General features: G+C 64.9%; 26 protein-coding genes. 12 read left to right on the plus strand and 14 right to left on the minus strand.

The features are described 5' to 3' along the window. The first annotated feature begins 56 nt into the window (after positions 1 to 56). Positions 57 to 1,871: a DUF885 domain-containing protein gene (locus FPZ54_RS04720; RefSeq protein ID WP_145845386.1), complete on the plus strand. Its 1,815-nt coding sequence runs from the start codon at positions 57 to 59 to the stop codon at positions 1,869 to 1,871. A 75-nt stretch (positions 1,872 to 1,946) separates the two neighbouring features. On the opposite strand, the gene ntrX is transcribed toward FPZ54_RS04720, so the two are convergent. From ntrX to FPZ54_RS04750, 6 genes are all read right to left on the minus strand, one after another. Next, complete coding sequence (gene ntrX, locus FPZ54_RS04725; protein WP_145845388.1) at positions 1,947 to 3,320, minus strand: nitrogen assimilation response regulator NtrX; 1,374 nt, start codon at positions 3,318 to 3,320, stop codon at positions 1,947 to 1,949. A gap of 25 nt (positions 3,321 to 3,345) precedes the next feature. Beyond that, positions 3,346 to 5,574 (minus strand): sensor histidine kinase NtrY-like, encoded by a 2,229-nt coding sequence (locus FPZ54_RS04730; protein ID WP_145845390.1) that lies wholly within the window; start codon positions 5,572 to 5,574, stop codon positions 3,346 to 3,348. Positions 5,575 to 5,633: 59 nt separating this feature from the next. Next, positions 5,634 to 7,073 (minus strand): nitrogen regulation protein NR(I), encoded by a 1,440-nt coding sequence (ntrC, locus tag FPZ54_RS04735; RefSeq protein ID WP_145845392.1) that lies wholly within the window; start codon positions 7,071 to 7,073, stop codon positions 5,634 to 5,636. Continuing rightward, positions 7,070 to 8,182: a two-component system sensor histidine kinase NtrB gene (locus FPZ54_RS04740; RefSeq protein ID WP_145845393.1), complete on the minus strand. Its 1,113-nt coding sequence runs from the start codon at positions 8,180 to 8,182 to the stop codon at positions 7,070 to 7,072. Before FPZ54_RS04740 ends, ntrC begins: the two co-directional genes overlap by 4 nt. Continuing rightward, on the minus strand, positions 8,158 to 9,183 hold the full coding sequence (gene dusB / locus FPZ54_RS04745) for a tRNA dihydrouridine synthase DusB (protein ID WP_145845395.1): 1,026 nt from the start codon (positions 9,181 to 9,183) through the stop codon (positions 8,158 to 8,160). The genes FPZ54_RS04740 and dusB overlap by 25 nt, the downstream gene beginning before the upstream one ends. Before the next feature lie 66 nt (positions 9,184 to 9,249). After that, complete coding sequence (locus FPZ54_RS04750; protein WP_186456917.1) at positions 9,250 to 10,188, minus strand: hypothetical protein; 939 nt, start codon at positions 10,186 to 10,188, stop codon at positions 9,250 to 9,252. A gap of 320 nt (positions 10,189 to 10,508) precedes the next feature. On the opposite strand from FPZ54_RS04750, the gene FPZ54_RS04755 reads away from it, so the two are divergent. Genes FPZ54_RS04755 through FPZ54_RS04765 form a run of 3 tightly spaced genes read left to right on the plus strand, consistent with a single transcriptional unit; the run spans position 10,509 to position 12,715 of the window. Next, entirely contained in the window at positions 10,509 to 11,651 is a 1,143-nt protein-coding gene (locus FPZ54_RS04755) for a bifunctional 2-C-methyl-D-erythritol 4-phosphate cytidylyltransferase/2-C-methyl-D-erythritol 2,4-cyclodiphosphate synthase (RefSeq protein ID WP_145845398.1), read from the plus strand. 3 nt (positions 11,652 to 11,654) lie between these two features. Next, on the plus strand, positions 11,655 to 12,182 hold the full coding sequence (locus FPZ54_RS04760) for a hypothetical protein (protein ID WP_145845399.1): 528 nt from the start codon (positions 11,655 to 11,657) through the stop codon (positions 12,180 to 12,182). Continuing rightward, positions 12,179 to 12,715, plus strand: a complete 537-nt coding sequence (locus FPZ54_RS04765) for a CinA family protein (protein WP_145845401.1) — start codon at positions 12,179 to 12,181, stop codon at positions 12,713 to 12,715. The genes FPZ54_RS04760 and FPZ54_RS04765 overlap by 4 nt, the downstream gene beginning before the upstream one ends. On the opposite strand, the gene FPZ54_RS04770 is transcribed toward FPZ54_RS04765, so the two are convergent. Together FPZ54_RS04770 and lipA are read right to left on the minus strand one after the other, a co-directional pair. Then, a complete protein-coding gene (locus FPZ54_RS04770; protein ID WP_145845402.1) occupies positions 12,643 to 13,137 on the minus strand; it encodes a type II toxin-antitoxin system RatA family toxin in 495 nt (164 codons plus the stop codon). The two genes, FPZ54_RS04765 and FPZ54_RS04770, sit on opposite strands and share 73 nt — an antisense overlap. Beyond that, positions 13,138 to 14,082: a lipoyl synthase gene (lipA, locus tag FPZ54_RS04775; RefSeq protein ID WP_145845404.1), complete on the minus strand. Its 945-nt coding sequence runs from the start codon at positions 14,080 to 14,082 to the stop codon at positions 13,138 to 13,140. Between the two features lie 65 nt (positions 14,083 to 14,147). Here lipA and FPZ54_RS04780 point away from each other — a divergent pair, with 65 nt between their 5' ends. The 3 genes from FPZ54_RS04780 (at position 14,148) to FPZ54_RS04790 (ending at position 15,467) form a co-directional block, all read left to right on the plus strand. Continuing rightward, positions 14,148 to 14,777 (plus strand): carbonic anhydrase, encoded by a 630-nt coding sequence (locus tag FPZ54_RS04780; protein WP_145845406.1) that lies wholly within the window; start codon positions 14,148 to 14,150, stop codon positions 14,775 to 14,777. A gap of 51 nt (positions 14,778 to 14,828) precedes the next feature. Further along, positions 14,829 to 15,071 (plus strand): hypothetical protein, encoded by a 243-nt coding sequence (locus FPZ54_RS04785; RefSeq protein WP_145845407.1) that lies wholly within the window; start codon positions 14,829 to 14,831, stop codon positions 15,069 to 15,071. Between the two features lie 120 nt (positions 15,072 to 15,191). Further along, a complete protein-coding gene (locus FPZ54_RS04790; protein WP_145845408.1) occupies positions 15,192 to 15,467 on the plus strand; it encodes an acylphosphatase in 276 nt (91 codons plus the stop codon). Positions 15,468 to 15,525: 58 nt separating this feature from the next. On the opposite strand, the gene FPZ54_RS04795 is transcribed toward FPZ54_RS04790, so the two are convergent. Together FPZ54_RS04795 and epsC are read right to left on the minus strand one after the other, a co-directional pair. After that, the gene (locus FPZ54_RS04795; protein WP_145845410.1) at positions 15,526 to 15,870 is read right to left on the minus strand and encodes a DUF2794 domain-containing protein; all 345 of its coding nucleotides are present in this window, start codon (positions 15,868 to 15,870) and stop codon (positions 15,526 to 15,528) included. Then, positions 15,867 to 16,562 (minus strand): serine O-acetyltransferase EpsC, encoded by a 696-nt coding sequence (gene epsC, locus FPZ54_RS04800; protein ID WP_145845411.1) that lies wholly within the window; start codon positions 16,560 to 16,562, stop codon positions 15,867 to 15,869. Before epsC ends, FPZ54_RS04795 begins: the two co-directional genes overlap by 4 nt. Positions 16,563 to 16,719: 157 nt before the next feature. Between epsC and FPZ54_RS04805 the strand changes: the two genes are divergently transcribed. From FPZ54_RS04805 to FPZ54_RS04820, 4 genes are all read left to right on the plus strand, one after another. Continuing rightward, positions 16,720 to 17,484 carry a sulfite exporter TauE/SafE family protein gene (locus FPZ54_RS04805; RefSeq protein ID WP_145845412.1) on the plus strand — a complete coding sequence of 255 codons (765 nt, stop codon included), beginning with the start codon at positions 16,720 to 16,722 and terminating at the stop codon, positions 17,482 to 17,484. A gap of 133 nt (positions 17,485 to 17,617) precedes the next feature. Continuing rightward, positions 17,618 to 18,181: an alkyl hydroperoxide reductase subunit C gene (gene ahpC / locus FPZ54_RS04810; RefSeq protein ID WP_145845414.1), complete on the plus strand. Its 564-nt coding sequence runs from the start codon at positions 17,618 to 17,620 to the stop codon at positions 18,179 to 18,181. Positions 18,182 to 18,285: 104 nt separating this feature from the next. Further along, on the plus strand, positions 18,286 to 19,866 hold the full coding sequence (gene ahpF, locus FPZ54_RS04815) for an alkyl hydroperoxide reductase subunit F (protein ID WP_145845415.1): 1,581 nt from the start codon (positions 18,286 to 18,288) through the stop codon (positions 19,864 to 19,866). 88 nt (positions 19,867 to 19,954) lie between these two features. Further along, entirely contained in the window at positions 19,955 to 20,869 is a 915-nt protein-coding gene (locus FPZ54_RS04820) for a hydrogen peroxide-inducible genes activator (protein ID WP_145845417.1), read from the plus strand. On the opposite strand, the gene FPZ54_RS04825 is transcribed toward FPZ54_RS04820, so the two are convergent. From FPZ54_RS04825 to pgsA, 3 genes are read right to left on the minus strand one after another with little or no spacing between them, the layout of a single operon-like run. After that, positions 20,845 to 21,306 carry a molybdenum cofactor biosynthesis protein MoaE gene (locus FPZ54_RS04825; RefSeq protein ID WP_145845419.1) on the minus strand — a complete coding sequence of 154 codons (462 nt, stop codon included), beginning with the start codon at positions 21,304 to 21,306 and terminating at the stop codon, positions 20,845 to 20,847. The two genes, FPZ54_RS04820 and FPZ54_RS04825, sit on opposite strands and share 25 nt — an antisense overlap. Then, complete coding sequence (gene moaD, locus FPZ54_RS04830) at positions 21,303 to 21,554, minus strand: molybdopterin converting factor subunit 1 (protein WP_145845420.1); 252 nt, start codon at positions 21,552 to 21,554, stop codon at positions 21,303 to 21,305. The genes FPZ54_RS04825 and moaD overlap by 4 nt, the downstream gene beginning before the upstream one ends. Continuing rightward, positions 21,554 to 22,108, minus strand: coding sequence for a CDP-diacylglycerol--glycerol-3-phosphate 3-phosphatidyltransferase (pgsA, locus tag FPZ54_RS04835; RefSeq protein ID WP_145845421.1), 555 nt, complete (start codon positions 22,106 to 22,108; stop codon positions 21,554 to 21,556). The genes moaD and pgsA overlap by 1 nt, the downstream gene beginning before the upstream one ends. A 131-nt stretch (positions 22,109 to 22,239) precedes the next feature. Here pgsA and FPZ54_RS04840 point away from each other — a divergent pair, with 131 nt between their 5' ends. Continuing rightward, positions 22,240 to 23,529: an MFS transporter gene (locus tag FPZ54_RS04840; protein ID WP_145845423.1), complete on the plus strand. Its 1,290-nt coding sequence runs from the start codon at positions 22,240 to 22,242 to the stop codon at positions 23,527 to 23,529. 12 nt (positions 23,530 to 23,541) lie between these two features. On the opposite strand, the gene FPZ54_RS19735 is transcribed toward FPZ54_RS04840, so the two are convergent. Then, positions 23,542 to 23,709 (minus strand): hypothetical protein, encoded by a 168-nt coding sequence (locus FPZ54_RS19735; RefSeq protein ID WP_186456918.1) that lies wholly within the window; start codon positions 23,707 to 23,709, stop codon positions 23,542 to 23,544. Between the last annotated feature and the right edge of the window lie 81 nt (positions 23,710 to 23,790).

Raw genomic sequence — 23,790 nt, forward strand, 5'->3', positions numbered from 1 at the left:
CGCCTTGCCGCTACCGTAACCCGCGTAACCATCCTCCCGCGTATCCCGGAGCCTGCATGACCACTCGCCGCCAGTTCCTCGCCTCGACCGCCAGCCTTGCGTCATTGCGCGTCTTCCCCGCCTTCGCGCGGCAGGGCGCACCTTCCGCCGATTCTGCGGCGAGCACGCTCCTCGATGCGACCGCCGAGCAGTTGCTGACTAATTCCCCCGAGAGTGCGACCTCGCTCGGGATCGACAAGGGCGAACGGGCACATCTGCGCTCGATGGTCGAGGATCGCAGCATTGCCGGTCGGCAAAAGGTCGCTGCAGGCCTTCGCGCTCGCGTCGCCCAACTCAACGCGCTGGATCGCGACGCGCTGTCGCCGGTCATGCAGACCAATGTCGATGCGGTGCGGACTGCGTTCGAGATCGGCCTCGACGGCATGGCCTTTCCTTATGGCGATGTCGCGGTCGGCGGCTGGCGCAACGCGCCCTATGTCGTGGTCCAGAATGTCGGTGCGTATCTCGACATGCCGCGCTTCCTCGACAATGAGCATAAGGTCGAAAGCGCGGCGGACGCGGCCAGCTGGCTCTCGCGGCTCGATGGCTGGGCGGGACAGATCGACGGCGAGACCGAGCGGCTGAAGGTCGCATTCGACAGGGGTGTGATCGCGCCCGATTTCCTGCTCGACAAATGTTTGAAGCAGATCGCGCTCACCCGCGGCACCGATGCCGGAAAATGGGAGTTGATCGAGAATTTCACCGGCAAGAAGGCGGTGACCGGCAGCCAGGCGGCCGATGCGGCGAAGATCGCGGCGGGCAAGGTCGCGCCTGCGCTCGACCGCCAGATTGCCGAACTGAAGCGCCATCGCGCCAAAGCGACGTCGGACGCGGGCGTGTGGAAATTCCCCGACGGCGAGGCTTATTATGCCTGGGCGCTGCGGGCCGGGACCACCACGACGATGACCCCGGACGAGGTGCACCGCACCGGCCAGGAGGAGCTGAAGGCGCTCCAGTCCGAAATGGACGGCATTTTGCGCAAGCTCGGCTACAGCCAGGGGACGGTCGGCGCCCGGATGACCGCGCTCGGCAAGGACGAGAAATATCTCTATCCGAATACCGACGAGGGGCGGCAGGAAATCCTCGCCTATATGACCAGGACCATCCAGGACATGCGGGCCAAGATGCCGCAGGCGTTTCACACGCTGGTGAAGGGCAATGTCGAGGTGAAGCGGCTTCCGCTCGCCGAGGAGCCGGGCGCGCCGGGCGCCTATGGCGGCGCCGGATCGATCGACGGCACCGTGCCGGGGCGCGTCTGGCTCAATCTGCGCACCACGCATCTGCACACGAAATACAGTCTCGCCACCCTGGCCTATCATGAAGGCATTCCCGGCCATGCGTGGCAGGGCGAATATACGTTCAAGCTGCCGCTGGTGCGCTCGCTGCTGTCGTTCAACGCCTATACCGAGGGCTGGGCGCTCTATGCCGAGCAATTGGGCGCCGAACTGGGCGCCTATGACGACGATCCGGTCGGGCGGCTGGGCTATCTCCAGAGCCTCGCCTTTCGCGCGTGCCGTCTTGTCGTGGATACCGGCCTCCACGCCAAGCGCTGGACGCGCGCGCAAGCCATCGACTGGTTTGCCACCGCAAACGGATCCTCGGTCGAGGAAGTCGCGGGTGAGGTCGACCGCTATTGCAGCTGGCCGGGCCAGGCGTGCGGCTACAAATTGGGGCATACGGAGATCAACACCCTACGCACCAAGACGCAGCGTGCGCTGGGCAACGCCTATGACTTCCGCGCATTCAACGATGCGGTGGTGATGGGCGGCAGCGTGCCGCTGACCGTGCTCGAAAGCGTGATCGACCGGCACATCGCGGCCCGACGAGCCTAATTGTGTAGTCCCGGCATATGATGGGGTGAGAAGAGCGACAGCGCTCGCACTCCATCACATGCTGGAGCCAAATACCTAGTCGTCGCGCGCCTCGCTGATCCCGAGCAACTTCAATTTGCGGTGCAGCGCCGATCGCTCCATCCCGATGAAATGCGCGGTGCGGGAGATATTGCCCGAAAAGCGCTTGATCTGGATGCGCAGATATTCGCGCTCGAACGATTCGCGCGCTTCCTTCAGGGGGGCGCCCATGATCGTCGCGGCGCCCATGCCGCCCTCGTCGCCGCGGCGGCCCAGCACTTCGGTGGGCAACAGATCGATGTCGATCCGCCCGATCCGGTCGCCCGGCGCCAGGATCACCGTCGCCTCGACCACGTTGCGCAGCTGGCGGACATTGCCCGGCCATTCATAGCTTTGCAGTGCGACCATGGCGTCCGGCGCGACCTCGGGCGTGGGCACGCGCCGTTCGGTCGCATAATGCGCGACGAAATGCTCGACCAGCGAGGGAATGTCCTCACGCCGCTCCGCCAGCGGCGGAATCGCGACGGGAACGACGTTGAGGCGATAGAAGAGATCCTCGCGAAACCGCCCTTCTGCAATCTCGGTCGTCAGGTCGCGCGCGGTGGCGGAAACCACGCGGACATCGACCTTCACCTGGCGCTGTCCACCGACGCGGTTGAACTTCTGTTCGGTCAGCACGCGCAGGATCCGCCCCTGGGTCGCGATCGGCATGTCGGCGATCTCGTCGAGGAACAAGGTGCCGCCATGCGCCTGTTCGAGCAGCCCGGGATGGACCAGATCGCCATCCTCGACCCCGAACAATTCCTCCTCGACCCGCTCCGGTGTCATCCGCGCGGCGCTGACGATCACGAAGGGCGCATCGGCGCGGTGGCTCCATTCGTGCAGCAGGCGCGCCGCCACCTCCTTGCCCGTGCCGGGCCCACCGGTAATCATTACCCGGCTGCCCGTCGCCGCCACCCGCTTGAGCGTCGCACGCACCGCATTGATCGATCCCGACGTGCCGTTGAGGTCGGTTCCCCGCCCCACTGTCGCCCGCAATGACGCGACCTCGCGTTTCAGCCGCTCGGTCTCGGTCGCGCGCGCGACCAGCAGCAGCAGCCGCTCGGCCTCGAACGGCTTTTCGATAAAGTCGGACGCGCCGCGCCGGATCGCCGCCACGGCGGTGTCCAGATTGCCGTGCCCCGAAATGACGAGCACCGGGATCGACGGATCGCGCCGCTTGATCTCGTCCAGCAGGTCCAGCCCGTCGAGCCGCGACCCCTGCAGCCATACGTCGAGCAGCACCAGGCTCGGCCGCCGCTCGGCGATCGCCTCCAGCGCCGCATCGCTATCGGCGGCGCTGCGGGTTTCGTAGCCCTCGTCCTCCAGCACGCCCGCGACCAGTTCGCGGATGTCGCTTTCGTCGTCGACGACCAGAATATCGAGTGTCATGATGTGTGTCCGTTCTTGGCTCGGGTCAGCGCCGCCGGCGGCGCGCTTCCCGGCTCCTCGTCGCCGTTCCCCCGGTTCCCGCCAGCCGCTCCAGCGTCGCGGTGTCGAAACACAGCGTCACGATCGTCCCGCCCCCGGGGCGGTCCGCGAACGCCATGGTGCCGAAATGTTCCTCGACGATCTTCTTGACGATTGCGAGGCCCAGGCCGGTGCCCCGGCTGCGCGTCGTCATATAGGGCTCGACGATCCGCTCGCGCTCGGCGGGCAGGCCGATGCCATTGTCGGAAATCTCGACCAGCAGTTGCGCATCGGCTTCCTCGCGGATCGCGATGTCGATCGCACCGGGCTCGCCACCGACCCGGGATTCAACCGCTTCGACCGCATTCTTGACCAGATTGGTCAGCGCCTGGCCCAGCTGGCGCCGGTCACATACCATCGGCGGCAGAGTGTCGGGCGCGTCGAACCGAAAACGAATATCGGGCTTCGCCACCTCGTGCAGGAACATCGTCTGGCGGGTGATGTCGATCAGCGATTCCTTGCGGAAGATCGGCTTGGGCATCCGCGCGAAGGACGAGAATTCGTCCACCATCCGCCGCAGATCGCCGACCTGCCGCACGATCGTGTCGGTCAGCTTGGCAAAGGTGCCGTCGTCGCTCTCGATCTTCTTGCCATAGCGGCGCTGCAGCCGCTCGGCGGCAAGCTGGATCGGCGTCAGCGGATTCTTGATCTCATGCGCGATGCGGCGCGCGACGTCCGACCAGGCGGCGCGGCGCTGGTCGAGCAGCTGCTGGGTGATGTCGTCGAACGTCAGCACCTGCCCCGCCTCGTCGCGAGTGATCTTGACCGCCAGCGTGCGCGCGTCGCCGCCGCTGGTAATCTGAACGATATCCTCGCGCGTCTCCCCGCCCAGCACCGCGTCCAGCTCGGGCGAGACTTCGACGAGCAGCTTCCCGACCGGTGCCTCGCCGGGCTGGAGCAACGCCATCGCCGAACTGTTGATCAGGCGAATGCGCCGCTCGGCATCGATCGAGAGTACGCCGGCCGTCACCCCGGACATCACCGCCTCGATCAGCGCGCGACGGCTCTCGGACTCGGCATTGGCATCGACCAGCGCGTTGGTCTGCTCCTGCAGCCGGTCGGTCATCCGGTTGAACGCGGTCGCGAGCGTGCCGATCTCGTCATCGGCGCGCGGCGTGGGCACCCGCGTCGCGAGGTTGCCAGCGGCAACATCACGCGCCGCATTGACCAAGTCTCCCACCGGACGGACGAGCCGGTCAGCAATCGCCAACGCGACCCACACGGCCAGCCCGACAATCAGCAGTGACAGCAACAGCAACGCCACGTTGAACTGAAGCTGGAGCGTACGAGATCGCTGGGTCAGCGATGTATAGTCGCGCACCACGGCATCCGCACGAATCGCGCGTCTCCGCAACTCTGGATCGATGATTCGGGCCGCATATAGATAGGTGTCCGGGTTGCCGGGGAACGGAGTCAGCGCGCGGACCCGTCCGCCTGCATATTCCACCACAACCTTTGTTCGCCCGGTCTTTAGTCGCTGGATCGCCGTCTTGCTTACCTGCTCCTCGATAAGGGCCTCGTACGGATTGAGGATGATGAGGGTCAGGATTTCGCCGTTGGCGGACTGTCGCACAATCGCCGCTTCGGATAGTTCGCGCTGTGTAGTTTGGACAAAAAGCGTATTGAAAAAATCTTGGCTGTCGATCGGCATTCCGTCGGCTAGTTCCCTAGCCAAATCCATCGCCATCGTCTCGGTATTCGCGCCAACGCGTTCCTGAAGATCGTTAAAGCTGGCGGCGGCAACCGCCGACGCATTCTCAAGCATCGACCGTGCCCGGTCGGAGAACCAGAACTCGACCCCATATTGAAACAACAGCGAAGCAACGATCGACACAAAGATCGTCGGCACGCTCGCCAGAATCGAAAAGATCGCCACCAGCCGCACATGCAGCCGCGCGCGTCCGCCCAGTGGCGAGCGCGCCGCGCGGCGCATCGCCACCCGCCGCCCGGCGAGCACGATCAGCGCGACGAACGGGATCAGGTTCGCCACCAGCAGCAGCGCGACCAGCGGCGGCGTCAGCAACCGCTGCGTGCCGCTATTGCCGTTGATGACGAAATAGCTCGCAACGACGATCGCGACCGCGATCCCCAGCACCAGCAACTCGACAAAGGGGGTGATGCTCAGCCGCCAGCGGCGCAGTCCGGTATGCGTCAGCGGCTCGGAAACGGCATCCATCGTTGCATGGCTACAACAGAAGCGTTGCCTTGAAAACACACTTGTCGCACGAACTGTCGCTAGGCGGGATCGTCCTGCCGCCCGCCGACATCGATCCCCAGCGTATCCAGTCGCTTGCGCAACGTGTTCCGATTGATCCCCAGCGCCCGCGCCGCGCGCAGCTGGTTATGCCCGTGCCGCGCCAGCATCGCCTCGATCAGCGGCCGCTCGACCTCGCCGATGATGCGGTCGTACAGCGTCCCGTCCTCCATGACGCCAGGCTCCTCCGCCGCCAGCCGGCTCAGTCGCGTCAGCACCGCCGCCTCGATCCCCGCATCGCGCGTGGGTGCGGCAAGGCCACTCCCCTCGCCTAGCATCGCGCGCACCGCATCGGCCCCGATCCACTCGTCGCGGTGCAGCGCGGCCATCCGCCGCATCAGATTCTCCAGCTCGCGCACATTGCCCGGCCAGTCATGCGCCTCCAACACCGCGACCGCATCGTCGCTCACCGCCTTGCGCGGCAACCCGTCCTCGACGGCCCGGTCGAGGAAGTGCCGCGCCAACAGCCGGATATCCTGCCGCCGCTCGCGCAAGGACGGCAACGCGATCGGCACGACGTTGAGTCGGTAGAACAGGTCCTCGCGGAACTGCCCCGACACCACCTGGCTCATCAGATCCTTGTTGGTCGCGGCAACGATCCGCACGTCCGCCCGGATCACGCGCGCGCCCCCCACGGTGGTGAACTCGCCCGATTGCAGCACCCGCAGCAGCCGCGTCTGCGCCTCCATCGGCATGTCGCCGATTTCGTCGAGGAACAGCGTCCCCCCGCTCGCCTGCTCGAACTTGCCAGCAACCCGTGCCGCCGCCCCGGTGAAGGCGCCCTTTTCATGTCCGAACAGCTCGGCCTCGATCAGCTCGCGCGGGATCGCGGCCATGTTGATCGCGACGAACGGCGCGCGCCGCCGCGGCCCCAGATCGTGGATCGCCTGCGCCACCAGCTCCTTGCCGGTCCCGCTTTCGCCGGTGATCAACACGGTCAGCTCGTTCGACACCACCCGCGCGATCACGCGATACACTTCCTGCATCGCGGGCGAGCGGCCGATCAGCGCGACCGCATGTTCCTCGGCGGCGGGCAGATCGTCGACGAGCCGCCGCCCCCGCGCCAGCGCGCTCGCCACCGTCGCGGTCAGCACGTCGAGGTCGAACGGCTTGGGCAGATAGTCGAACGCCCCCGCCTCGGTCGCGCGCACCGCGGTCGACAGCGTGTTCTGCGCCGACAGCACGATCACCGGCAGGTCCGGATTTTCCCCGGTAAAGGTCGCCACGAAATCAAGACCGTTGCCGTCGGGCAGCACCACATCGGTGACCAGCACATCGGGTCGCGCGCTCGCCAGCTCGCGCCGCAGCTCGGCCAGCGTCGCCGCTGCCGTCACGCGATGCCCCGCCCGGCGCAGCGCCTGCGTCACCACGGTGCGGATCGCGGAATCGTCGTCGCAGATCAGGATCGATGCGTCGCTCACCCGTCCGCCCTCGGCAAGTTCACGCGAAACACCGTCATCTCAGGATCCCCTGCCCGCGCATATTCAACCACCCCGCCCATGTCGCGCACCAGCTTCTCGACCAGCGGCAGCCCCAGCCCCTTGCCCTCGGGCTTGCCCGACACGAACGGCTCGAACAGATGGCTGGCGATGTCTGCCGGCGCACCCGGACCGTTGTCGGTCACCGAGAATTCGATCGGCAGCCACCGGCGCGGCTGATCCGGCGCGGGCCGCATCGCGACGCCATGACGGTACTGGGTGGACAGGATGATCTTGGGCTCGGGCACATGGCGCAGCGCCTCGGCCGCGTTCTTGAGCAGGTTCATCGCCACCTGCAGAAACGCGTCCTTGTCCATCATCACCGGCGGCAGCGACGGGTCGAACCGCTCCTCGATCGCGATTCCGCGCGCAAATCCCGCCAGCGCCACGCGCCGGGCATGGTCGAGCAGCGGATAGATATTGTGCGGCGCCAGCTTGGGCGGACGCGTGTCGGTGAAATCCTGCATCCGGTCGATCAGCGCGGCGATGCGATCGACCTCGGTCGTGATCAGCTGGGTCAGCTCGGCCCGTCCTTCGGCATCGTCGGTGCCGTCATCGCCCGACAGCAATTGGGCAGCGCCGCGAATGCCCGACAGCGGGTTCTTGATCTCGTGCGCCAGCATCGCCGCCGCGCCGATCGCCGCGCGCGCGCCCGCGCTGCGGTCCGCCCCCACCGACAGGCGGCGCGAGGTCGGCGCCTGGTGCAGCGTGACGATGCGCCAGCCGGGATGCTCGGTGATCGGCTGTTCGATGAAATCGACGCGCGTGCGCGGCGAGCGGGTCGGCTCGATCTCGACATCGAACGCGGCGAAGCCATGCCCGTCACGGCGTCCGGCATAGCCTTCGGGCGGCGCAAAGATGCGGTCGATCCGCTGCCCCAGCATCGCCTTCTCGCTGTGGTTGAGCAGATGCTCGCACGCCATATTGGCGCGCGCGACCCGGTCCTGCGGGTCGAGCACCAAGGCGGCAACCGGCATCCCGCCGAATATCTCGGCCAGGTCGGGCTCGCCCGGCTGCGGCGGCGGCCTCAGGCCGCTTCGCGCGACGGCCATGATCCCAAAGCAGGCATACCGCGGAATGGCGCGTAGAAGTCGTCGAGCATTCCCAGCACAGTTGCGGCCTTCGGCTCCTGATTCACCTTGTTGCGGAACTCCGCCGATCCGGGCAGCCCCTTGGTGTACCAGCCGATATGCTTGCGCATCAGATTGACGCCGGTCATCTCACCATAATGGTCCAGCATCATCGCGTAATGCTCCGCAATCAGGGTATATTGTTCGTCGATTCCGGGGTCGGGCCGCTCGCCCTTGCCGGACAGCGCATCCATCACCTGCCGCAGCACCCACGGTTTCCCATAGGCACCGCGCCCGATCATCACCCCATCCGCGCCCGATTGCGCGAGCGCGGTGCGCGCATCCTCGACCGTGCAGATATCGCCATTGACGATCACCGGGATCGACACCGCATCCTTGACCTTGCGCACGAACGCCCAGTCGGCGCTGCCCTTGTACATCTGATTGCGGGTGCGGCCATGCACCGTCACCATCTTCGCGCCCAGATCCTCGGCCACGCGCGCCAGCTCGGGCGCGTTGAGGCTGTCATGGCACCATCCCATCCGCATCTTCACCGTCACCGGCACGCTGACGGCCTTGACGCAGGCTTCAATAAGCCTCGCTGCCAGATCCGGCACCCGCATCAGCGCCGACCCGGCATCGCCGTTAGTCACCTTGCGCACGGGACAGCCCATGTTGATGTCGATGATCGCCGCGCCGCGATCCGCGTTCAGCTTCGCCGCCTCGCCCATTTCATAGGGGGTACAGCCGACCAGCTGCATCGACACCGGCTCCTCGATCGGATCCCATGCCGCCTTCTGCACCGACTGCCGCGTCTCGCGGATCGCCGCCTGGCTCGCGATCATCTCGGTGACGTTGAGCCCGGAGCCATAGCGCCGCACCAGCCGCCGGAACGGCAGATCGGTGACGCCCGTCATCGGCGCCAGGATCACCGGCGTCTCGACCGTCACCGGCCCGACCTGGATGGGTTTCAACATCGTCATTGTGCCTGAAATTTAGGCACGGGCCGATACAGGGGCAATGGCGGGGATGCAAGTCAGAGGTGGCACCTATGGCCTGTTCTCGGTCTGCGGCTCCTCCGCGCCCTCCAACGCACTCGCGAAGTTCCTGCGCACAGTTCCAATACTCGGCACGCACAGGAAATTTCTGCACCATGCGCGTAGCCTGATATTCTGACGGCCATCTGTTGCGGGCGGATCGAGCGCAACGACATATGCGACCCAGAGCGATCCATCACCCGGACTGGTTGTCAAAAGAACGTCGTCAGTCGTGCGGACAAGTGGGTAGAAGCTGTTCTCAGTGACCCATGCCTGCGCGCGCGCCCATTTCCGGCCGCAGTCGGAGCCCGACATACAAGTCGCGACCAGGGTGGCCCGCTTCTTCATCTTTGAAATCTCAGCGTCGGTGATGAAGTCTTTCGACGCTTCGATGTCGCCTGGCATGTAACAGTAGGGCTTCACGTCTGGAACCGGCGCGCCTGGCGGTAACAACTCCATGCGTTGAGGGCGCCAGTCCGAACCACGGCGGAAGTCGACCAGATAATGTCCAATGCTCGCGCCCGACTGATCCCTGACTTGCCAAAGTCCGCGTGCAGTTTGCCCCCGTTTAGCATGGATCAGTGCAACCGGATCCTCGACCAACGCGGCACCAGCCGCCCGTGCGAATGGATCGGTGACCGTCCCCGATCGCGCAAGCACAGCCACACCGTTCCCGATCCAGACCGCTTTCCCATTGCTCTGAAACAGGTCGGCGATCCTGACATTGTCGGCGCTGCGCGCTGCGGACCAGTATTTGATTACCGCTGTTTTCGCAGGAGTACCGGCGTCGCCCGCGGTAAAGTCGGCAGCCCCCAGTTTGCCGGCGAGACATTCTTGATCGGCCGCCGCCTGCACGGCGTTATATACAGCCGCGCCATAATCCTGGGCCGCCGCATCATTGATCCAAAGCAGTGCGGAAAGCAGGGCACCTGCCAGAACTCGAAATCCCACCACATCCCCCCAAACGTGAATTCCATAATGGCGACATCAATCGGGTTGCTGCTCTGACGGGCTAACAAGCGAGCATTTGCCGCGCAACGAGGAACGCTTTCCTACACGCGATCGCCTCGCTAGGCACATCAAATGCTTTCACCGTCGACCTTTCTCCGTCAGTCCAAACCGGTTGTAATCGCGTCGCCGACTAGTCGCGACACTGTCGCCTCGCTGCCCGGCCCCGTCGCCCGGCCGTCGCACCATCGACGCGCAACCGTCGCTTTCCCGTTCAAGCGTGTCGCGCCGCTGTCGCTTCGCAGTCGTCCAGGTGTCGCATCATGACCACCGCCGCCATCATCGTAGCCGCCGGAAAAGGCATCCGCGCAGGCGGAACCGTCCCCAAGCAGTTCGCCCCACTCTGCAGAAAGCCCATGCTTTCTCATAGCGTTACCGCACTAACCTCCCACCCGATGATAACTCCAACCATCATCGTCATCGGCGAAGGGCAGCAGGACCACCTCCGCGCAATACCCCTCGAAAACGTCAGCTTCGTCCAGGGCGGAACCGAGCGCCGCGACTCGGTCCGCGCCGGGCTGGAGGCGCTGGAGGGCAAGGGCGTCACCCGCGTCCTGATCCACGACGCCGCCCGCCCCTTCATCCCCGCCGCAGTGATCGACGCGCTTCTCGCCGCGCTCGACCACGCTCCCGGCGCCGTCCCCGCCCTCCCCGTCGCCGATACGCTGGCAAAGGGCGCCGAAACTCTCGGCGACAACGTCCCCCGCGCCGGACTCAACCGCATCCAGACCCCGCAGGCGTTTCACTTCGACGCCATCCTCGCCGCCCACCGCGCCTGGCCGGATACCGAAGAGGCCACCGACGACGCCCAGATGCTGCGCCGCGCGGGCCATGACGTCGCGCTGGTTCCCGGAGACCCGATGCTCGAAAAGATCACCCACCCCGCCGATTTCGCAGCCGCCGAGGCGCGCCATGCCGCCACCCTCATTTCCCGCAGTGCCATGGGTTACGATGTACATCGCCTCCAGGTGGGCGAGGAACTGTGGCTAGGCGGCGTATTGATCCCGCACGACATGGGGCTGGCGGGGCACAGCGACGCCGATGTCGCGCTCCACGCCATCACCGACGCGCTGCTCGGCACGATCGGCGCGGGGGATATCGGGATGCACTTCCCCCCCAGCGACCCGCAATGGCGCGGCGCCGCGTCCGACCGGTTCCTCAACCACGCCGCCAGCCTCGTTCGCGATCGGGGCGGAGTCATCGACTTCATCGACCTCACCCTGATCTGCGAAGCACCCAAGATCGGCCCCCACCGCGATGCGATCCGCACCCGTATTGCCGCGATATTGAAGCTGCCTCTCGCACGGGTTAGCCTCAAGGCCACCACGACCGAGCGGCTGGGCTTCACCGGTCGCGGCGAAGGCATTGCTGCGCAGGCCGTCGCCACCGTCCGTTTACCGGAGTAGCCCATGCCTATCCGCCGTCTTGCCGCCACCGCCTTGCTTTGGGCGGGCGTCGCTGCCTCCACCACCGCCCAGGCGCAAACCCGCCCCTGCCTCACCGACGGCGAGGCCGAGGCGCTGTTCCAGGTGCTGTTGCCCGATATGGTGTCGGAGATGGGCCGGGTCTGCGCCACCCTGCCGCCATCCGCCTTCCTCCGCCGTCCCAATCCGGCATTCGCAGCTCGGCTCCAGTCCGGCGTCACTCCGGCCCTCCCCGCCGCCCGTTCCGGCATTGCGAAGTTGCTCGGCCCGCAGATGCAAGGGCTCGCCGAATCGCAGTTCGTGATCCCGGCGCTCAAGGTCCTGATCGTCCCGGTCGCGGCGCAACAGATCGAGGCGAACGACTGCCCGAAGCTCGACAAGATCGTCGCCAATCTCGCGCCCCTTCCCCCGCGTAACCTTGCCGGGGTGTTCGTCGGGCTGGCGCAACTCAACGCCGATCGTCAAAAAAGCGGGCCAAGGCTGCCGCTATGCCCTATGCCCCGCCCCAAATGATGGACACGATTCTCCCCAAAGAGCTGGTCGACGCCGCGCGCCGCGTGGTCGAGGCCAACCGCGCCGCCGGGCGCACCGTTGCTGTGGCGGAAAGCTGCACCGGTGGCCTGGTCAGCGCCGCGATTACCGAGATTCCCGGATCGTCGGATGTGCTGATCGCCGGTTTCGTTACCTATTCCAATGAAGCGAAGGTCAAGGAACTCAAGGTCAGCGGCGACGTGCTCGAGACCTTCGGCGCAGTCTCCGTCGCCACCGCGTGGAGCATGGCGCAGGGTGCGCTGGAAGAAAGCGACGCCGATGTCGCGGTCGCGATCACCGGCATCGCCGGACCCGGTGGCGGCAGCGAAAAAAAGCCGGTCGGCCATGTGGTGTTCGCCCGGGCGGAGAAGGATGCGGACCCGGATGTAGTGGTCGCCGACACCCGCGACTTCGGCGATATCGGCCGCGGCGGCGTCCGGCTTCAGGCGGCGTTGTGCGCGCTCGAACTGCTGCTGCCCGGCGATCCCGTCGTGCCGGAGGTCGAATCGCCATAAAGCGCTGCGGCCCGCTGCTCGAACGCACCGATCATCATCCGCAACGCGCGATCGAACACCTGCCCGGCCAGCATTTCGAACACCCGGTTCTTGAACGCGAAATCGACCTCGAAATCGACCAGCACCCCACCCTCGCCGTCGGGCCGGAATTTCCAGTCATTGTGCAGGTGCTTGAGAGGCCCTTCGAGATAGTCGACCCGGATATGCCCCGGCCGCTGCTTCTCGACCCGACTGGTAAAGGTTTCCCGCAGGCTCTTGAACCCGACCATCAGGTCCGCGACCATCTCGGTCTCGCTGTTCGACCGGACCCGCACCGCGCTGACCCAGGGCAGGAACTCGGCATATCGGCCGACATCGGCGACCAGATCGAACATCTGTTCCGGCGTATAGGGTAGCCGACGGGTTTCGACATGCTTCGGCATTCAGGCTCCGACCGGCGCCTTCGCCAGCTTGGCATCCCGCGCCGCCTTCATCTTCGCGAAATCGTCCCCGGCATGGTAACTCGACCGCGTCAGCGGCGAGGACGCCACCAGCAGGAACCCCTTGGCCCGCGCAATCGCGGCATAGGCGTCGAACGCCGCCGGGGTCACGAAATCCTGCACCTTGGCATGGCGCGGCGTAGGCTGAAGATACTGACCCATCGTCAGGAAATCGATGTCGGCGCTACGCATATCGTCCATCACCTGATGGACCTCCAGCCGCTCCTCGCCCAAGCCCAGCATGATGCCCGACTTGGTGAAGATCGACGGGTCGAGCTTCTTGACCTGCTCCAGCAACCGGATCGAGGCATAATAGCGCGCGCCGGGGCGGATCGTCGGATAGAGGCGCGGGACCGTCTCCAGATTGTGGTTATAGACATCCGGCCGCGCCGCGACGATCATCTCGACGGCGGCTTCATGCTTGTTGCGGAAGTCCGGGGTCAGGATCTCGATCGTCGTCGTGGGAGACGCCTTGCGGATCGCCTCGATCACCTTGACGAACTGCTTCGCCCCGCCATCGGGCAGGTCGTCGCGATCGACCGAGGTGATGACGATATGCTCCAGCCCCATCTGCACCGCCGCGTCGGCGACGTTGTTCGGCTCCATCGGATCGACCGCGCGCGGCATCCCCGTCTTGACGTTGCAAAAGGCGCAGGCACGGGTGCAGGTGTCGCCCAGGATCATCACCGTGGCGTGCTTCTTGCTCCAGCACTCGCCGATATTCGGGCAGGCCGCTTCCTCGCACACCGTGGTCAGGCTCTTCGAGCGCATCAGCGCGCGGGTTGCGGCAAAGCCGGTGGAGGTCGGCGCCTTGACGCGGATCCAGTCAGGCTTGCGCTGGCGTGCACCGGGCTCGGCCGGGCGCGCGACGGGAGTCGGATCGTTCATGCGGCGCAGATAGCGATGATGGCTGCCGCTTGCCAGTCCCGTAACGGCGCGGCATTGCAACGCGCATGACTCACTTCAACGATCTCATCGACGGCTATCGCCGCTTCCGCACCGCCGATTATCGGCGTCAGCACGAACGCTGGGCACAATTGGCCGAAGGACAATCGCCCAAGGTGATGGTGATCGCCTGTTCCGACAGCCGCGTCGAACCTTCCCAGATTTTCGATACCCTGCCCGGCGAAATCTTCGTTGTCCGGAACGTCGCCAATCTCGTCCCTCCGTTCGAGAGTGACGGCGGGCGCCACGGCGTTTCCGCGGCGCTGGAATTCGCCGTGACCAAGCTGGAGGTCGAGGAAGTGGTAGTGCTGGGCCACGGTATGTGCGGCGGCGCCCATGCCGCCTTGACCGAGATGTTCCAGGACAGCCCTCCCGGCGACGGCGGCTTCGTCCATGCTTGGGTCAGCCTGCTCGACGAAGCGCGGGACCGGGTGAAGGCGAAGTACGGCACCGGCCCCGCCGCAACGCGGGAGATGGAACTGGAAACGGTCCGCACGTCGATCCGTAACCTGCGCACTTTCCCGTTCGTCCCGGCGCGTGAAACCGCGGGCCGCCTCACCATTCGCGGTGCCTATTTCGCGATCAGCGACGGCGTATTGCACCTGATGGATGAGGACGGAGATTTCCGCCCGGCCTGATGCGGGAACATCGACCCGCCCTCGCCCATTGATAGCGCGAGGAGAGAGAAGATGGACAACAACCGAACCGATACCGCCCGCGCGCACGACGATCGCGATCTGATCGACCGTGTCGAGCAAGCGCCTGCCGAGCAAGGCCGGGCTGGAGGTAATCTCGCGCGCGACGTTGCCACCCAGGCCGAGGAAGAGCGGGTGGATGACCCTGAAGCGCGCGAGGGGGTCACCAAAGAGGATGAAATCGCACATGGTGAGCGCGTTCCGACGAGCAAGGCGCGCGCTCCCGACGCCGGTTGACGCCGATCCGCGCCGAACCGCCCCGTTGCCGCGCCGGGGCGGACTGGGCGAGCGTCCCTTCGCCGGACTATGAAATCCCCATGCGCAGCGTAGGCGCATGTGTTTGCGGGGATTATCAACATGACGGCACAGCGTTTGCTGATCGAGGGACGCGTCCAGCGCGTCGGCTATCGGGACTGGGCAGTGCGGACCGCGCGCCAGCTTGGCGTGATTGGGTGGGTCCGTAATCTTCAGGACGGCCGGGTCGAAATTCTCGCAGATGGCGAGGATGTCGCGCTCGACACCTTTATTGATCGTTGCCGCGAAGGCCCGAACATGGCGGCGGTGGAACGGATCGATGCCCATCCAAGCGAATTGGGAAACGTCAAGGGCTTTACCAAGCGCTTCACCGCCTGAACGGGCGTCCTGGCGGCGTCAGCAAGGCGACAGCGGCCCGGCAAAGCCCAAGATGGCTTTAACCCTCGACCAACTTCATCAGCCGTCGCTCAACCGGCGCCAGCACCGGGCCAAGTTCATGGCCGCGTTTCAGTACTGTCCCCGCCTCGTTGACCAGGGCCCACATCCCCTGTCGATTGCGCAGCGCCGGGCGTTTCTCGACGCGAATCTCCGGTCGCTCGGCTGTGCGGCGAAACGCAGCGAAAACCGCGGCGTCGCGGCCTAGGCCGATCGCGTAATCCTTCCAGTGTCCGGCCGCGACCATACGACCGTAGAGATCGAGAATGCGGGTCAGTTCGGCGCGATCGAACCCGACCTGTGGCGTGGCGCCGCGTACCGGGAGCGGAGTGATGCTCGCACTCACGCCCGGTCACGCCGCTCCGTGCTGGAGTGGGGGCCGCGCTCGGCTAGCAACGCGTCGAGCCGTTTGCGCATCGTCTCCAGCTCGCAGCGCATGATCTCCAGCTTCTGCGTCGCCGGATCGTATAACTCGCTGCACGGCGTCCCATAGGGAACGAAGTCCTTTTTCCAGGCATCCGCCTCGACCAGCGTCGATTTGGCCGGAATGCCGACCATCACCGCCCCCTCGGGCACATCGCGCGTGACCACGGCATTGGCGCCGACCCGAGCGCGCGGCCCCACCGTGATCGGCCCCAGAACCTGAGCGCCCGACCCGATGATGACGCCATCCGACAGGGTAGGATGCCGCTTTCCAGCGACGCCGTTGTCGGGGCTGGTGCCGCCCAGCGTGACGCATTGGTAGATGGTGACATTGTCGCCGATCTCCGCCGTCTCCCCGATCACCACAAAACCGTGGTCGATGAAGAAATTGCGACCGATCTTCGCGCCCGGATGGATGTCGATCGCGGTCAACCAGCGCGAAAGATGGTTCACCGCACGCGCCAGAAAGAACAGCCGCGCGCGGAACAGCCGGTGCGCGATGCGATGCCAGAACAGCGCCCACACGCCAGGATAAAGCAGGATTTCCGCCTTGCTGCGCGGCGCCGGATCGCGCGCGCGGATCGAATCGAGATAGGCGACTAAACGTCCGAACATGCACGGCCCCTCTGGTCTTCGCCGCAATCTAGGATCGCGCGGCACGGATTTCCAGCGCCGCACGATCTTTGCTTTGGCCTGGCTAAACACGAGTTATCTTGTGGGGATTAATCCGGTGAGGCAGATGACTATGCCTGTTCCGGAGTGAAGTCGAACTATGTTCGAAGCGATCGATCTTCAGGGTCTGCTGCCCTATATTGCCGTCGGTCTCGCCGCGCAGATCGTCGATGGGGCGCTCGGCATGGCGTTCGGGGTGATCTCCAGCACCTTGCTGGTCAGCGTGCTCGGCGTACCTCCCGCCACCGCGTCTGCCGGCGTGCATCTGGTCGAATGCTTCACCACTGGCGTGTCGGGCGTATCCCATGCACTGCATCGAAATGTGAACTGGAAGCTGTTCTTTCGCCTGCTGATCCCCGGCGTCATCGGGGGCGTGGCGGGCGCCTATCTTCTCACCACGCTCGATGCTTCCCTCACCCGCCCCTTCGTCATGAGCTATTTGGCGCTGATCGGCGTCTATCTCCTCTGGCGCGGCATTCGTTTTCCGCCCCGTGCGCACAAGGAAGCCCGGATCGTCGAGCCGCTCGGCCTGATCGGCGGGTTTCTGGATGCCGCTGGCGGAGGCGGCTGGGGGCCTGTGGTGACCAGCAATTTGTTGATCCAGGGAACTCAGCCGCGCACCACGATCGGAACGGTCAACAGCGTCGAATTCTTCCTGACGCTCTCGGTTTCGATCACCTTCATTTTCGGCCTGGGCTTCGCCGCCTTTACAGAAGCAGTGGTGGGTCTGTTGATCGGCGGACTGATCGCCGCTCCGTTCGGCGCGGTGGTGGCAAAACGGGTTCCGACAAAGGCCCTGCTCATTATGGTCGGCGCGGTGCTGACGGTCACGAGCGCTTACAGCGTCTATCGCAATTTCGCCTGATATCGATCAGTTTCGTCTCTTTGAGTGATTGTATCGATCACATCGAGCGACTCTTCCCATTTCCCAGACTCGCCGCGCTCCCTATATGCCGCATTGCACAAGTTGCACTGCACCATTCACAGGAGAACAAGTTATGGCGCTCATCGGTAGCGAACTGAAGCCGTTCACGGCGACCGCGTTCAAGCAAGGCAAGTTCGTCGACGTCACCGACGCCGACGTGCGCGGCAAGTGGGCGGTGTTCTTCTTCTACCCGGCCGATTTCACCTTCGTCTGCCCGACCGAGCTTGAGGACCTGGCGGACATCTACCCGACGCTCCAGAAAATGGGTGTCGAGGTGTACTCGGTCTCGACCGACACACATTTCAGCCACAAGGCATGGCACGACACCTCGCCCGCGATCGGCAAGATCGACTATTATATGCTCGGCGACCAGAACCACGTCCTGGCGAAGAATTTCGACGTGCTGCGTGAAGGTCAGGGCCTGGCGGATCGTGGTACCTTCGTGATCGATCCGGAAGGCGTGATCCAGCTGGTCGAAATCACCAGCGAAGGCGTGGGCCGCAACGCGACCGAACTGCTCCGCAAGATCAAGGCTGCGCAATATATTGCGGCGCACCCCGGCGAAGTCTGCCCGGCAAAGTGGGAAGAGGGTGAAACCACGCTCGCCCCGTCGCTCGACCTCGTCGGCAAGATCTGACGCGATTTAGGGCACCCGCCCCCCTCTGCGGGTGCTTTATGCGGCCCGGGGCAGTCCTTCCCGATGCCCCGGGCCGTTTTGCCTCAAGACTTTAGGAAATACCCATGCTCGACGCCCATCTGACGCAACAGCTTGAAGCCTATCTCGTGCATATCCGCGAGTCCGTGGAGCTCGTCGCCAGCCTGGGCGACGATCCCAAGTCCCGCGAACTGGAAACGCTGCTCGGCGAAATCGCCGCCCTGTCCGGCAAGATCACGCTGATCCGCCAGGATGATGACAAGCGCAAGCCGAGCTTCATGATCCGCCGCGCCGGGACCGATATCGGCGTGCGTTTCGCCGGCATCCCGATGGGGCATGAATTTACCAGCCTCGTCCTCGCTTTGCTCCAGGTCGGCGGCCATCCGTCCAAGGCGGCGCAGGAGGTGATCGAGGCAGTCAAGGGCCTCGACGGCGACCTCCACTTCGAAACCTATTTCTCGCTGTCGTGCCAGAACTGCCCCGATGTCGTTCAGGCGCTCAACCTGATGGCGGTGCTGAACCCGAAGATCAGCCACGTCGCGATCGACGGCGCGCTGTTCAAGGAAGAGGTCGACGCGCGCCAGGTGCTTGCCGTCCCCACGGTCTATCTCAACGGCGAGCTGTTCGGGTCGGGCCGGATGGAGCTGGAACAGATCGTCGCCAGGCTCGATAGCGGTGCCGAGGCCAAGGCGGCGGAGAAGCTGGCGGCCAAGGAGCCGTTCGATGTGCTGATCGTCGGCGGTGGCCCCGCTGGTGCCGCGTCGGCCATCTACACTGCCCGCAAGGGCCTGCGCGTCGGCGTCGCCGCCGAGCGGTTCGGCGGGCAGGTGCTCGACACGATGGGCATCGAGAATTTCATCTCGGTCCCCTACACCGAAGGTCCCAAGCTCGCCGCCCAGCTCGAAGCGCACGTCAAGGAGAATGACGTCGATATCATGAACCTCCAGCGCGCGGACAAGCTAATCCCGGCGACGCGCGAGGGCGGGCTGCATGAGGTGGTACTGGCGAACGGGGCGTCGCTGAAGGCGAAGACCGTGATCCTTTCTACCGGCGCGCGCTGGCGCCAGATGGGAGTCCCCGGCGAGGAGGAATATCGCAACAAGGGCGTGGCCTATTGCCCGCATTGCGACGGCCCGCTGTTCAAGGGCAAGCGCGTCGCGGTGATCGGCGGCGGCAATTCGGGCGTCGAAGCGGCGATCGATCTGGCCGGCATCGTCGGCCATGTCACGCTGATCGAATATGACAGCCAGCTGCGCGCCGACGCGGTGCTTCAGCGCAAGCTGGGCAGCCTGTCCAACGTCAAGGTTATCACCTCAGCGCTCACCACCCGCGTGAATGGCGCCGAGAAGGTGACGGGCCTGACCTACAAGGACCGCAATTCCGGAGACGAGCACGACATCGAACTGGAAGGCATTTTCGTCCAGATCGGGCTGGTGCCGAACACGGAGTGGCTCCAGGATGCGATCGCGCTCACCCCGCGCGGCGAGATCGAGATCGATGCGCGCGGGCAAACCAGCCAGCCGGGCATCTTCGCCGCCGGTGACGCCACCACCGTCCCCTACAAACAGATCGTAATCGCAATGGGTGCGGGCTCGACCGCTGCCTTGTCAGCTTTCGATTATCTCATCCGGCTCCCAGCCGAAGAGATCGAGGCTGCGGCAGCCTGACCTAAGAGACGCCGCCCCTGCAAAATGCGGGGGTGGCGTTATCGCGTCGATCACTTATATCCAGTCCACCAATCGGCTGGATCGATCAATGGCGCAAACCTATCTTCCGACGCTCAAGCAACTCCAATATCTCGTAGCGCTCAAGGATCATGGACATTTCGGCCGCGCGGCCGAGGCGAGTTTCGTCACCCAGTCGACATTGTCGGCGGGACTGCGCGAACTCGAGACGCTGATCGGGGTCGTGCTGGTCGAGCGCACCAGGCGCGTCGTCCGCTTCACTCCGCTGGGCGAACGGATCGTCGACAAGGCGCGCCGCGTGTTGCGCGAGGCGGACGAACTGGCCGATCTGGCGCGCGCCGCCGGGCGTCCGCTGTCGGGGGAGATGCGGATGAGTGTCATCCCCACCATCGCTCCGTTTCTGCTCCCCCGCATCCTGCCCCGTCTGCGACGCGGCTATCCCGATCTCAAATTGTTCCTGCGCGAGGAGCCCAGCGGTGCCGCTTGCGAAAGCCTGCACACCGGGCGGACCGATTGCGTGCTGCTCGCCCTCCCCTATGCCTGTGGCGATGTCGAAACGGCCCCGCTGTTCGACGATCGCCTGTTCGTCGCCTTTCCGGAGGGTGAGTTCGAACCCGATCACAAATCGGTGACCGCAAGCGATATCGACGAGACCCGGCTGCTGCTGCTCGAAGACGGGCATTGCCTCAAGGATCACGCGCTGGCCGCGTGCAACCGGCCCGAACTACGCGCCGAGGCGACCATGCTCGGCACGTCGCTGCATACGATGGTACAGATGGTCGATAACGGGCTTGGCGTGACGATGTTGCCCGAAATGGCGATCGACGCGGGCATTCTCGACCATACGCACATCACCGCCCGCCCGCTTCAGGCCGACAACCCCTCGCGCCGCATCGCGCTGGTCTGGCGCAAGGCGAGTCCGCGCGAGCGCGATTTCCGGCTGCTGGCGGAGGTGCTGGCTCAGTCGGCGCCCGCGCCGGCTTGACTATCCCAGCGGGTCGCGGCCGCCACGTCACTGTTGCGTGCCTCTACCCATTGCGCCGAGCCGGCGCGATGCTCGCGCTTCCAGAAGGGCGCATCGGTTTTCAGCCGGTCGATCAGGAACCCGCACGCCTCCAGCGCCGCGCGGCGATGCGCAGCGGCGGTCGCGACGAGCACGATCCGCTCGCCGGGTTCCATCGGCCCGACCCGATGAATGACTACCGCCGATGTCAGCGCCCAGCGTTGCATCGCCTGTTCGGCGAGATCACACAGCACCGCCTCGGTCATGCCCGGATAATGTTCCAGTTCCAGGCAGGTAACGCCATCATCGTTGCGCACCACGCCGATGAAGCTCGCCACCGCGCCGGCGCCAGTCTCCTCGATCCCGGCAAGCTCGATGCCAACATCGATCGGCGCGGAATCCACCGAAACGCGGATCATCCGCCCGTCACCGGCGGAAAGAGCGCGACCTCCTGTGCGGTGCCGAGTTCGCCGTCGAGCGCGACGAACTTCTGGTCCACCGCCGCCCGCAACCGTGCCGGATCTGCAAAGGCTCGGGCATGGGCGTCGCTGCGTCCCCGCAGCCAATCGATCAGGTCGGCGACGGTGCGTACCGCCTCGGGCGGTCGGACCTCCTCCTCCGCAACGCCGATCGTTTCGCGGACCCAGGAAAAATAGAGCAGCCGCATCAGCTGTCCATATGTTTGAGGCCGACGCGCAGATAGTCCCATCCGGTAATCAGCGTCAGCGCGGCGGCAGCCCACAGCATCGCCAGGCTTGCGTTATGCACCCATGGCCATTCCGGCAGCGCCCCGGCGAGGATCAATCCGCCGAGTGAGGTGAGCTGAAGCGCCGTCTTCCACTTCGCCAGCGCCGACACCGGCACCGACACCTGGATACCGCCCAGAAACTCGCGCAGCCCGGATACCGCGATCTCCCGCAACAGGATCACCAGCGCCGCGATCATGTGGATGTCGGGAATCACCCCCTTGGCGCAAAGGATCAGGATCACCGCGGCGACCATGATCTTGTCAGCGATCGGATCGAGGAACACCCCGAGCTTCGAGACCGTCCCGCGCGACCGGGCGAGATAGCCGTCGAAATAATCGGTAACCCCCATCATGCAGTAGGTCGCGAAACCGAGCGCATAGCCCGCCTGCCACTGTGGCCACCACAGGAAGAAGACCAGCAGCGGAACGGTGACGATTCGCGACAGCGTCAGGACGTTAGGAAGCGTCAGCATGATCCTGCTCTAGCACCGCGCGGCGCCGCGAACATCCCCCGCGGCGCGATTGCGCGCGATACCGGTTGCCGCGCCCTCTACCCCCCGGCTATGCGGGTGCCGGTTTTGACGGACGAAGGCCCGCCACGCATATGAACAACGCGCTCGGACTGCTCAAGGAGCGCCGGTTTCTCCCCCTCTTCGTCACGCAGTTCCTGGGGGCGTTCAACGATAATCTGTTCAAGACCGCGATGGTGCTGTTCGCCACCTATCAGGTGCTGAACAACCCGGAGACCGAATTCATCTTCAACGCGCTCGCCACGGGCGCAGCATTGTTACCGTTCGTCATCCTCTCGGCACTCTCGGGTCAGCTCGCCGACACCTATGACAAGGCGCAGATCATCCGGATTGTGAAGACCGCAGAGATCGGAATCATGATCTTTGGCGGCTGCGGCATCATCGTCGCGCATTTCGGATATCCGATGGTCGGGGTCGGCATGATGCTCGGCGCGGTGCTGATGCTCGGCACCCACTCAACCTTCTTTGGTCCGATCAAATATGCGATCTTGCCCCAGCATCTCAAGGAAGACGAAGTTCTCGGCGGCACCGGGATGGTCGAGGCTGCGACCTATCTTTCGATCCTGCTCGGCACCGTGGTTGCCGGATGGGTTTCGATCGAGACCGCAGGCTGGCTGACGTTGATCGTCGCCGTAATCGGCTGGTTCACCGGCCGCATGGTGCCCGCCGCACCGCGTCAGGGCGCGAAGTTGAAGCTCAATTTCAATCCCTTCACCGCATCGTGGCGGCTGATCGGCAACACGATGCACATCCCCCGGCTGTTCTGGGCGATCTGCGCGATCAGCTTCTTCTGGACGATGGGGGCGGTGCTGATCGTCATCTTCACCCCGCTTGCCAAGAATGTGCTGACCTCCACCAAGGAAGTCGCCAGCCTGATGATCGCCACCTTCTCGGTCGGTGTGGCGATCGGATCGGTCATCATCAATGCGATGCTGAAGGGCGAGATTTCGGCGAAATACTCGCCCGTCTCGGTGATCGCGATGGCGGCCTTCATCGTCGCCTTCTCGTTCGAATCGCGCTTCTGGGTCCCTGCGCCAGCGGGCGAACTCTACGATATGGTCAGCTTTATCCTGATGCCGCAGGCGTGGCTGGTGCTCGCGACATTGATGGCGATCGCGATCGCCGGCGGCATGTTCGTGGTGCCGCTCTATGCCTTCCTCACCACGACGGTGACAAAGGATCAGACCGCGCGGACGGTCGCCGCGAACAACATCGTCAACGCATTCGGCATGGTGCTGGGCGCATTGATGGTGATGGCAATTACCTGGCTGAAGGTTGCGCCCGCGAATCAGCTGCTGTTCGTCGCGGGAATGGCCATCATCTCGGCCTGGATCGCCCAGAAGCTGCACCGCATCTGCGACTGACCGCTGCGACCTTCAGAAAATGAAGGTGTAGATGCAGATGAAAAAAGCGGTGAAGCTGAGCGCAAACAGTTTGAGATCGCTATCGTCCTCACGCCTGCGGACCTCGGCGCGGACCTTTGGCAGGCTGGCACGGAACGGGTGGCTGCGGCTGGCGCCGGAGAGGATGAGTTCGCGTCGCATGGCCAGAAGTTAACGCGCCGGTAACGATTTCGGCCACCCCTTAAGGATCGTTAACGCCTGTCTCGAACCGGGACACGGCTG

It is taken from the genome of Sphingomonas suaedae (assembly GCF_007833215.1).
GTDB classification, from domain to species: domain Bacteria; phylum Pseudomonadota; class Alphaproteobacteria; order Sphingomonadales; family Sphingomonadaceae; genus Sphingomonas; species Sphingomonas suaedae.

Bases quoted from the DNA above. Each gene is read 5' to 3' on its own strand.
- moaD (WP_145845420.1), bottom strand. From the start codon at position 21,554: ATGCGGCTGCTCTATTTTTCCTGGGTCCGCGAAACGATCGGCGTTGCG.
- FPZ54_RS04720 (WP_145845386.1), top strand. From the start codon at position 57: ATGACCACTCGCCGCCAGTTCCTCGCCTCGACCGCCAGCCTTGCGTCA.
- FPZ54_RS04785 (WP_145845407.1), top strand. From the start codon at position 14,829: ATGGACAACAACCGAACCGATACCGCCCGCGCGCACGACGATCGCGAT.
- FPZ54_RS04770 (WP_145845402.1), bottom strand. From the start codon at position 13,137: ATGCCGAAGCATGTCGAAACCCGTCGGCTACCCTATACGCCGGAACAG.
- FPZ54_RS04825 (WP_145845419.1), bottom strand. From the start codon at position 21,306: ATGATCCGCGTTTCGGTGGATTCCGCGCCGATCGATGTTGGCATCGAG.
- FPZ54_RS04730 (WP_145845390.1), bottom strand. From the start codon at position 5,574: ATGGATGCCGTTTCCGAGCCGCTGACGCATACCGGACTGCGCCGCTGG.
- FPZ54_RS04840 (WP_145845423.1), top strand. From the start codon at position 22,240: ATGAACAACGCGCTCGGACTGCTCAAGGAGCGCCGGTTTCTCCCCCTC.
- epsC (WP_145845411.1), bottom strand. From the start codon at position 16,562: ATGTTCGGACGTTTAGTCGCCTATCTCGATTCGATCCGCGCGCGCGAT.
- FPZ54_RS04755 (WP_145845398.1), top strand. From the start codon at position 10,509: ATGACCACCGCCGCCATCATCGTAGCCGCCGGAAAAGGCATCCGCGCA.
- FPZ54_RS04760 (WP_145845399.1), top strand. From the start codon at position 11,655: ATGCCTATCCGCCGTCTTGCCGCCACCGCCTTGCTTTGGGCGGGCGTC.
- FPZ54_RS04805 (WP_145845412.1), top strand. From the start codon at position 16,720: ATGTTCGAAGCGATCGATCTTCAGGGTCTGCTGCCCTATATTGCCGTC.
- FPZ54_RS04765 (WP_145845401.1), top strand. From the start codon at position 12,179: ATGATGGACACGATTCTCCCCAAAGAGCTGGTCGACGCCGCGCGCCGC.
- ntrX (WP_145845388.1), bottom strand. From the start codon at position 3,320: ATGACACTCGATATTCTGGTCGTCGACGACGAAAGCGACATCCGCGAA.
- lipA (WP_145845404.1), bottom strand. From the start codon at position 14,082: ATGAACGATCCGACTCCCGTCGCGCGCCCGGCCGAGCCCGGTGCACGC.
- FPZ54_RS04790 (WP_145845408.1), top strand. From the start codon at position 15,192: ATGACGGCACAGCGTTTGCTGATCGAGGGACGCGTCCAGCGCGTCGGC.
- FPZ54_RS04780 (WP_145845406.1), top strand. From the start codon at position 14,148: ATGACTCACTTCAACGATCTCATCGACGGCTATCGCCGCTTCCGCACC.
- FPZ54_RS19735 (WP_186456918.1), bottom strand. From the start codon at position 23,709: ATGCGACGCGAACTCATCCTCTCCGGCGCCAGCCGCAGCCACCCGTTC.
- pgsA (WP_145845421.1), bottom strand. From the start codon at position 22,108: ATGCTGACGCTTCCTAACGTCCTGACGCTGTCGCGAATCGTCACCGTT.
- FPZ54_RS04740 (WP_145845393.1), bottom strand. From the start codon at position 8,182: ATGGCCGTCGCGCGAAGCGGCCTGAGGCCGCCGCCGCAGCCGGGCGAG.
- dusB (WP_145845395.1), bottom strand. From the start codon at position 9,183: ATGACGATGTTGAAACCCATCCAGGTCGGGCCGGTGACGGTCGAGACG.
- ahpC (WP_145845414.1), top strand. From the start codon at position 17,618: ATGGCGCTCATCGGTAGCGAACTGAAGCCGTTCACGGCGACCGCGTTC.
- ahpF (WP_145845415.1), top strand. From the start codon at position 18,286: ATGCTCGACGCCCATCTGACGCAACAGCTTGAAGCCTATCTCGTGCAT.
- FPZ54_RS04820 (WP_145845417.1), top strand. From the start codon at position 19,955: ATGGCGCAAACCTATCTTCCGACGCTCAAGCAACTCCAATATCTCGTA.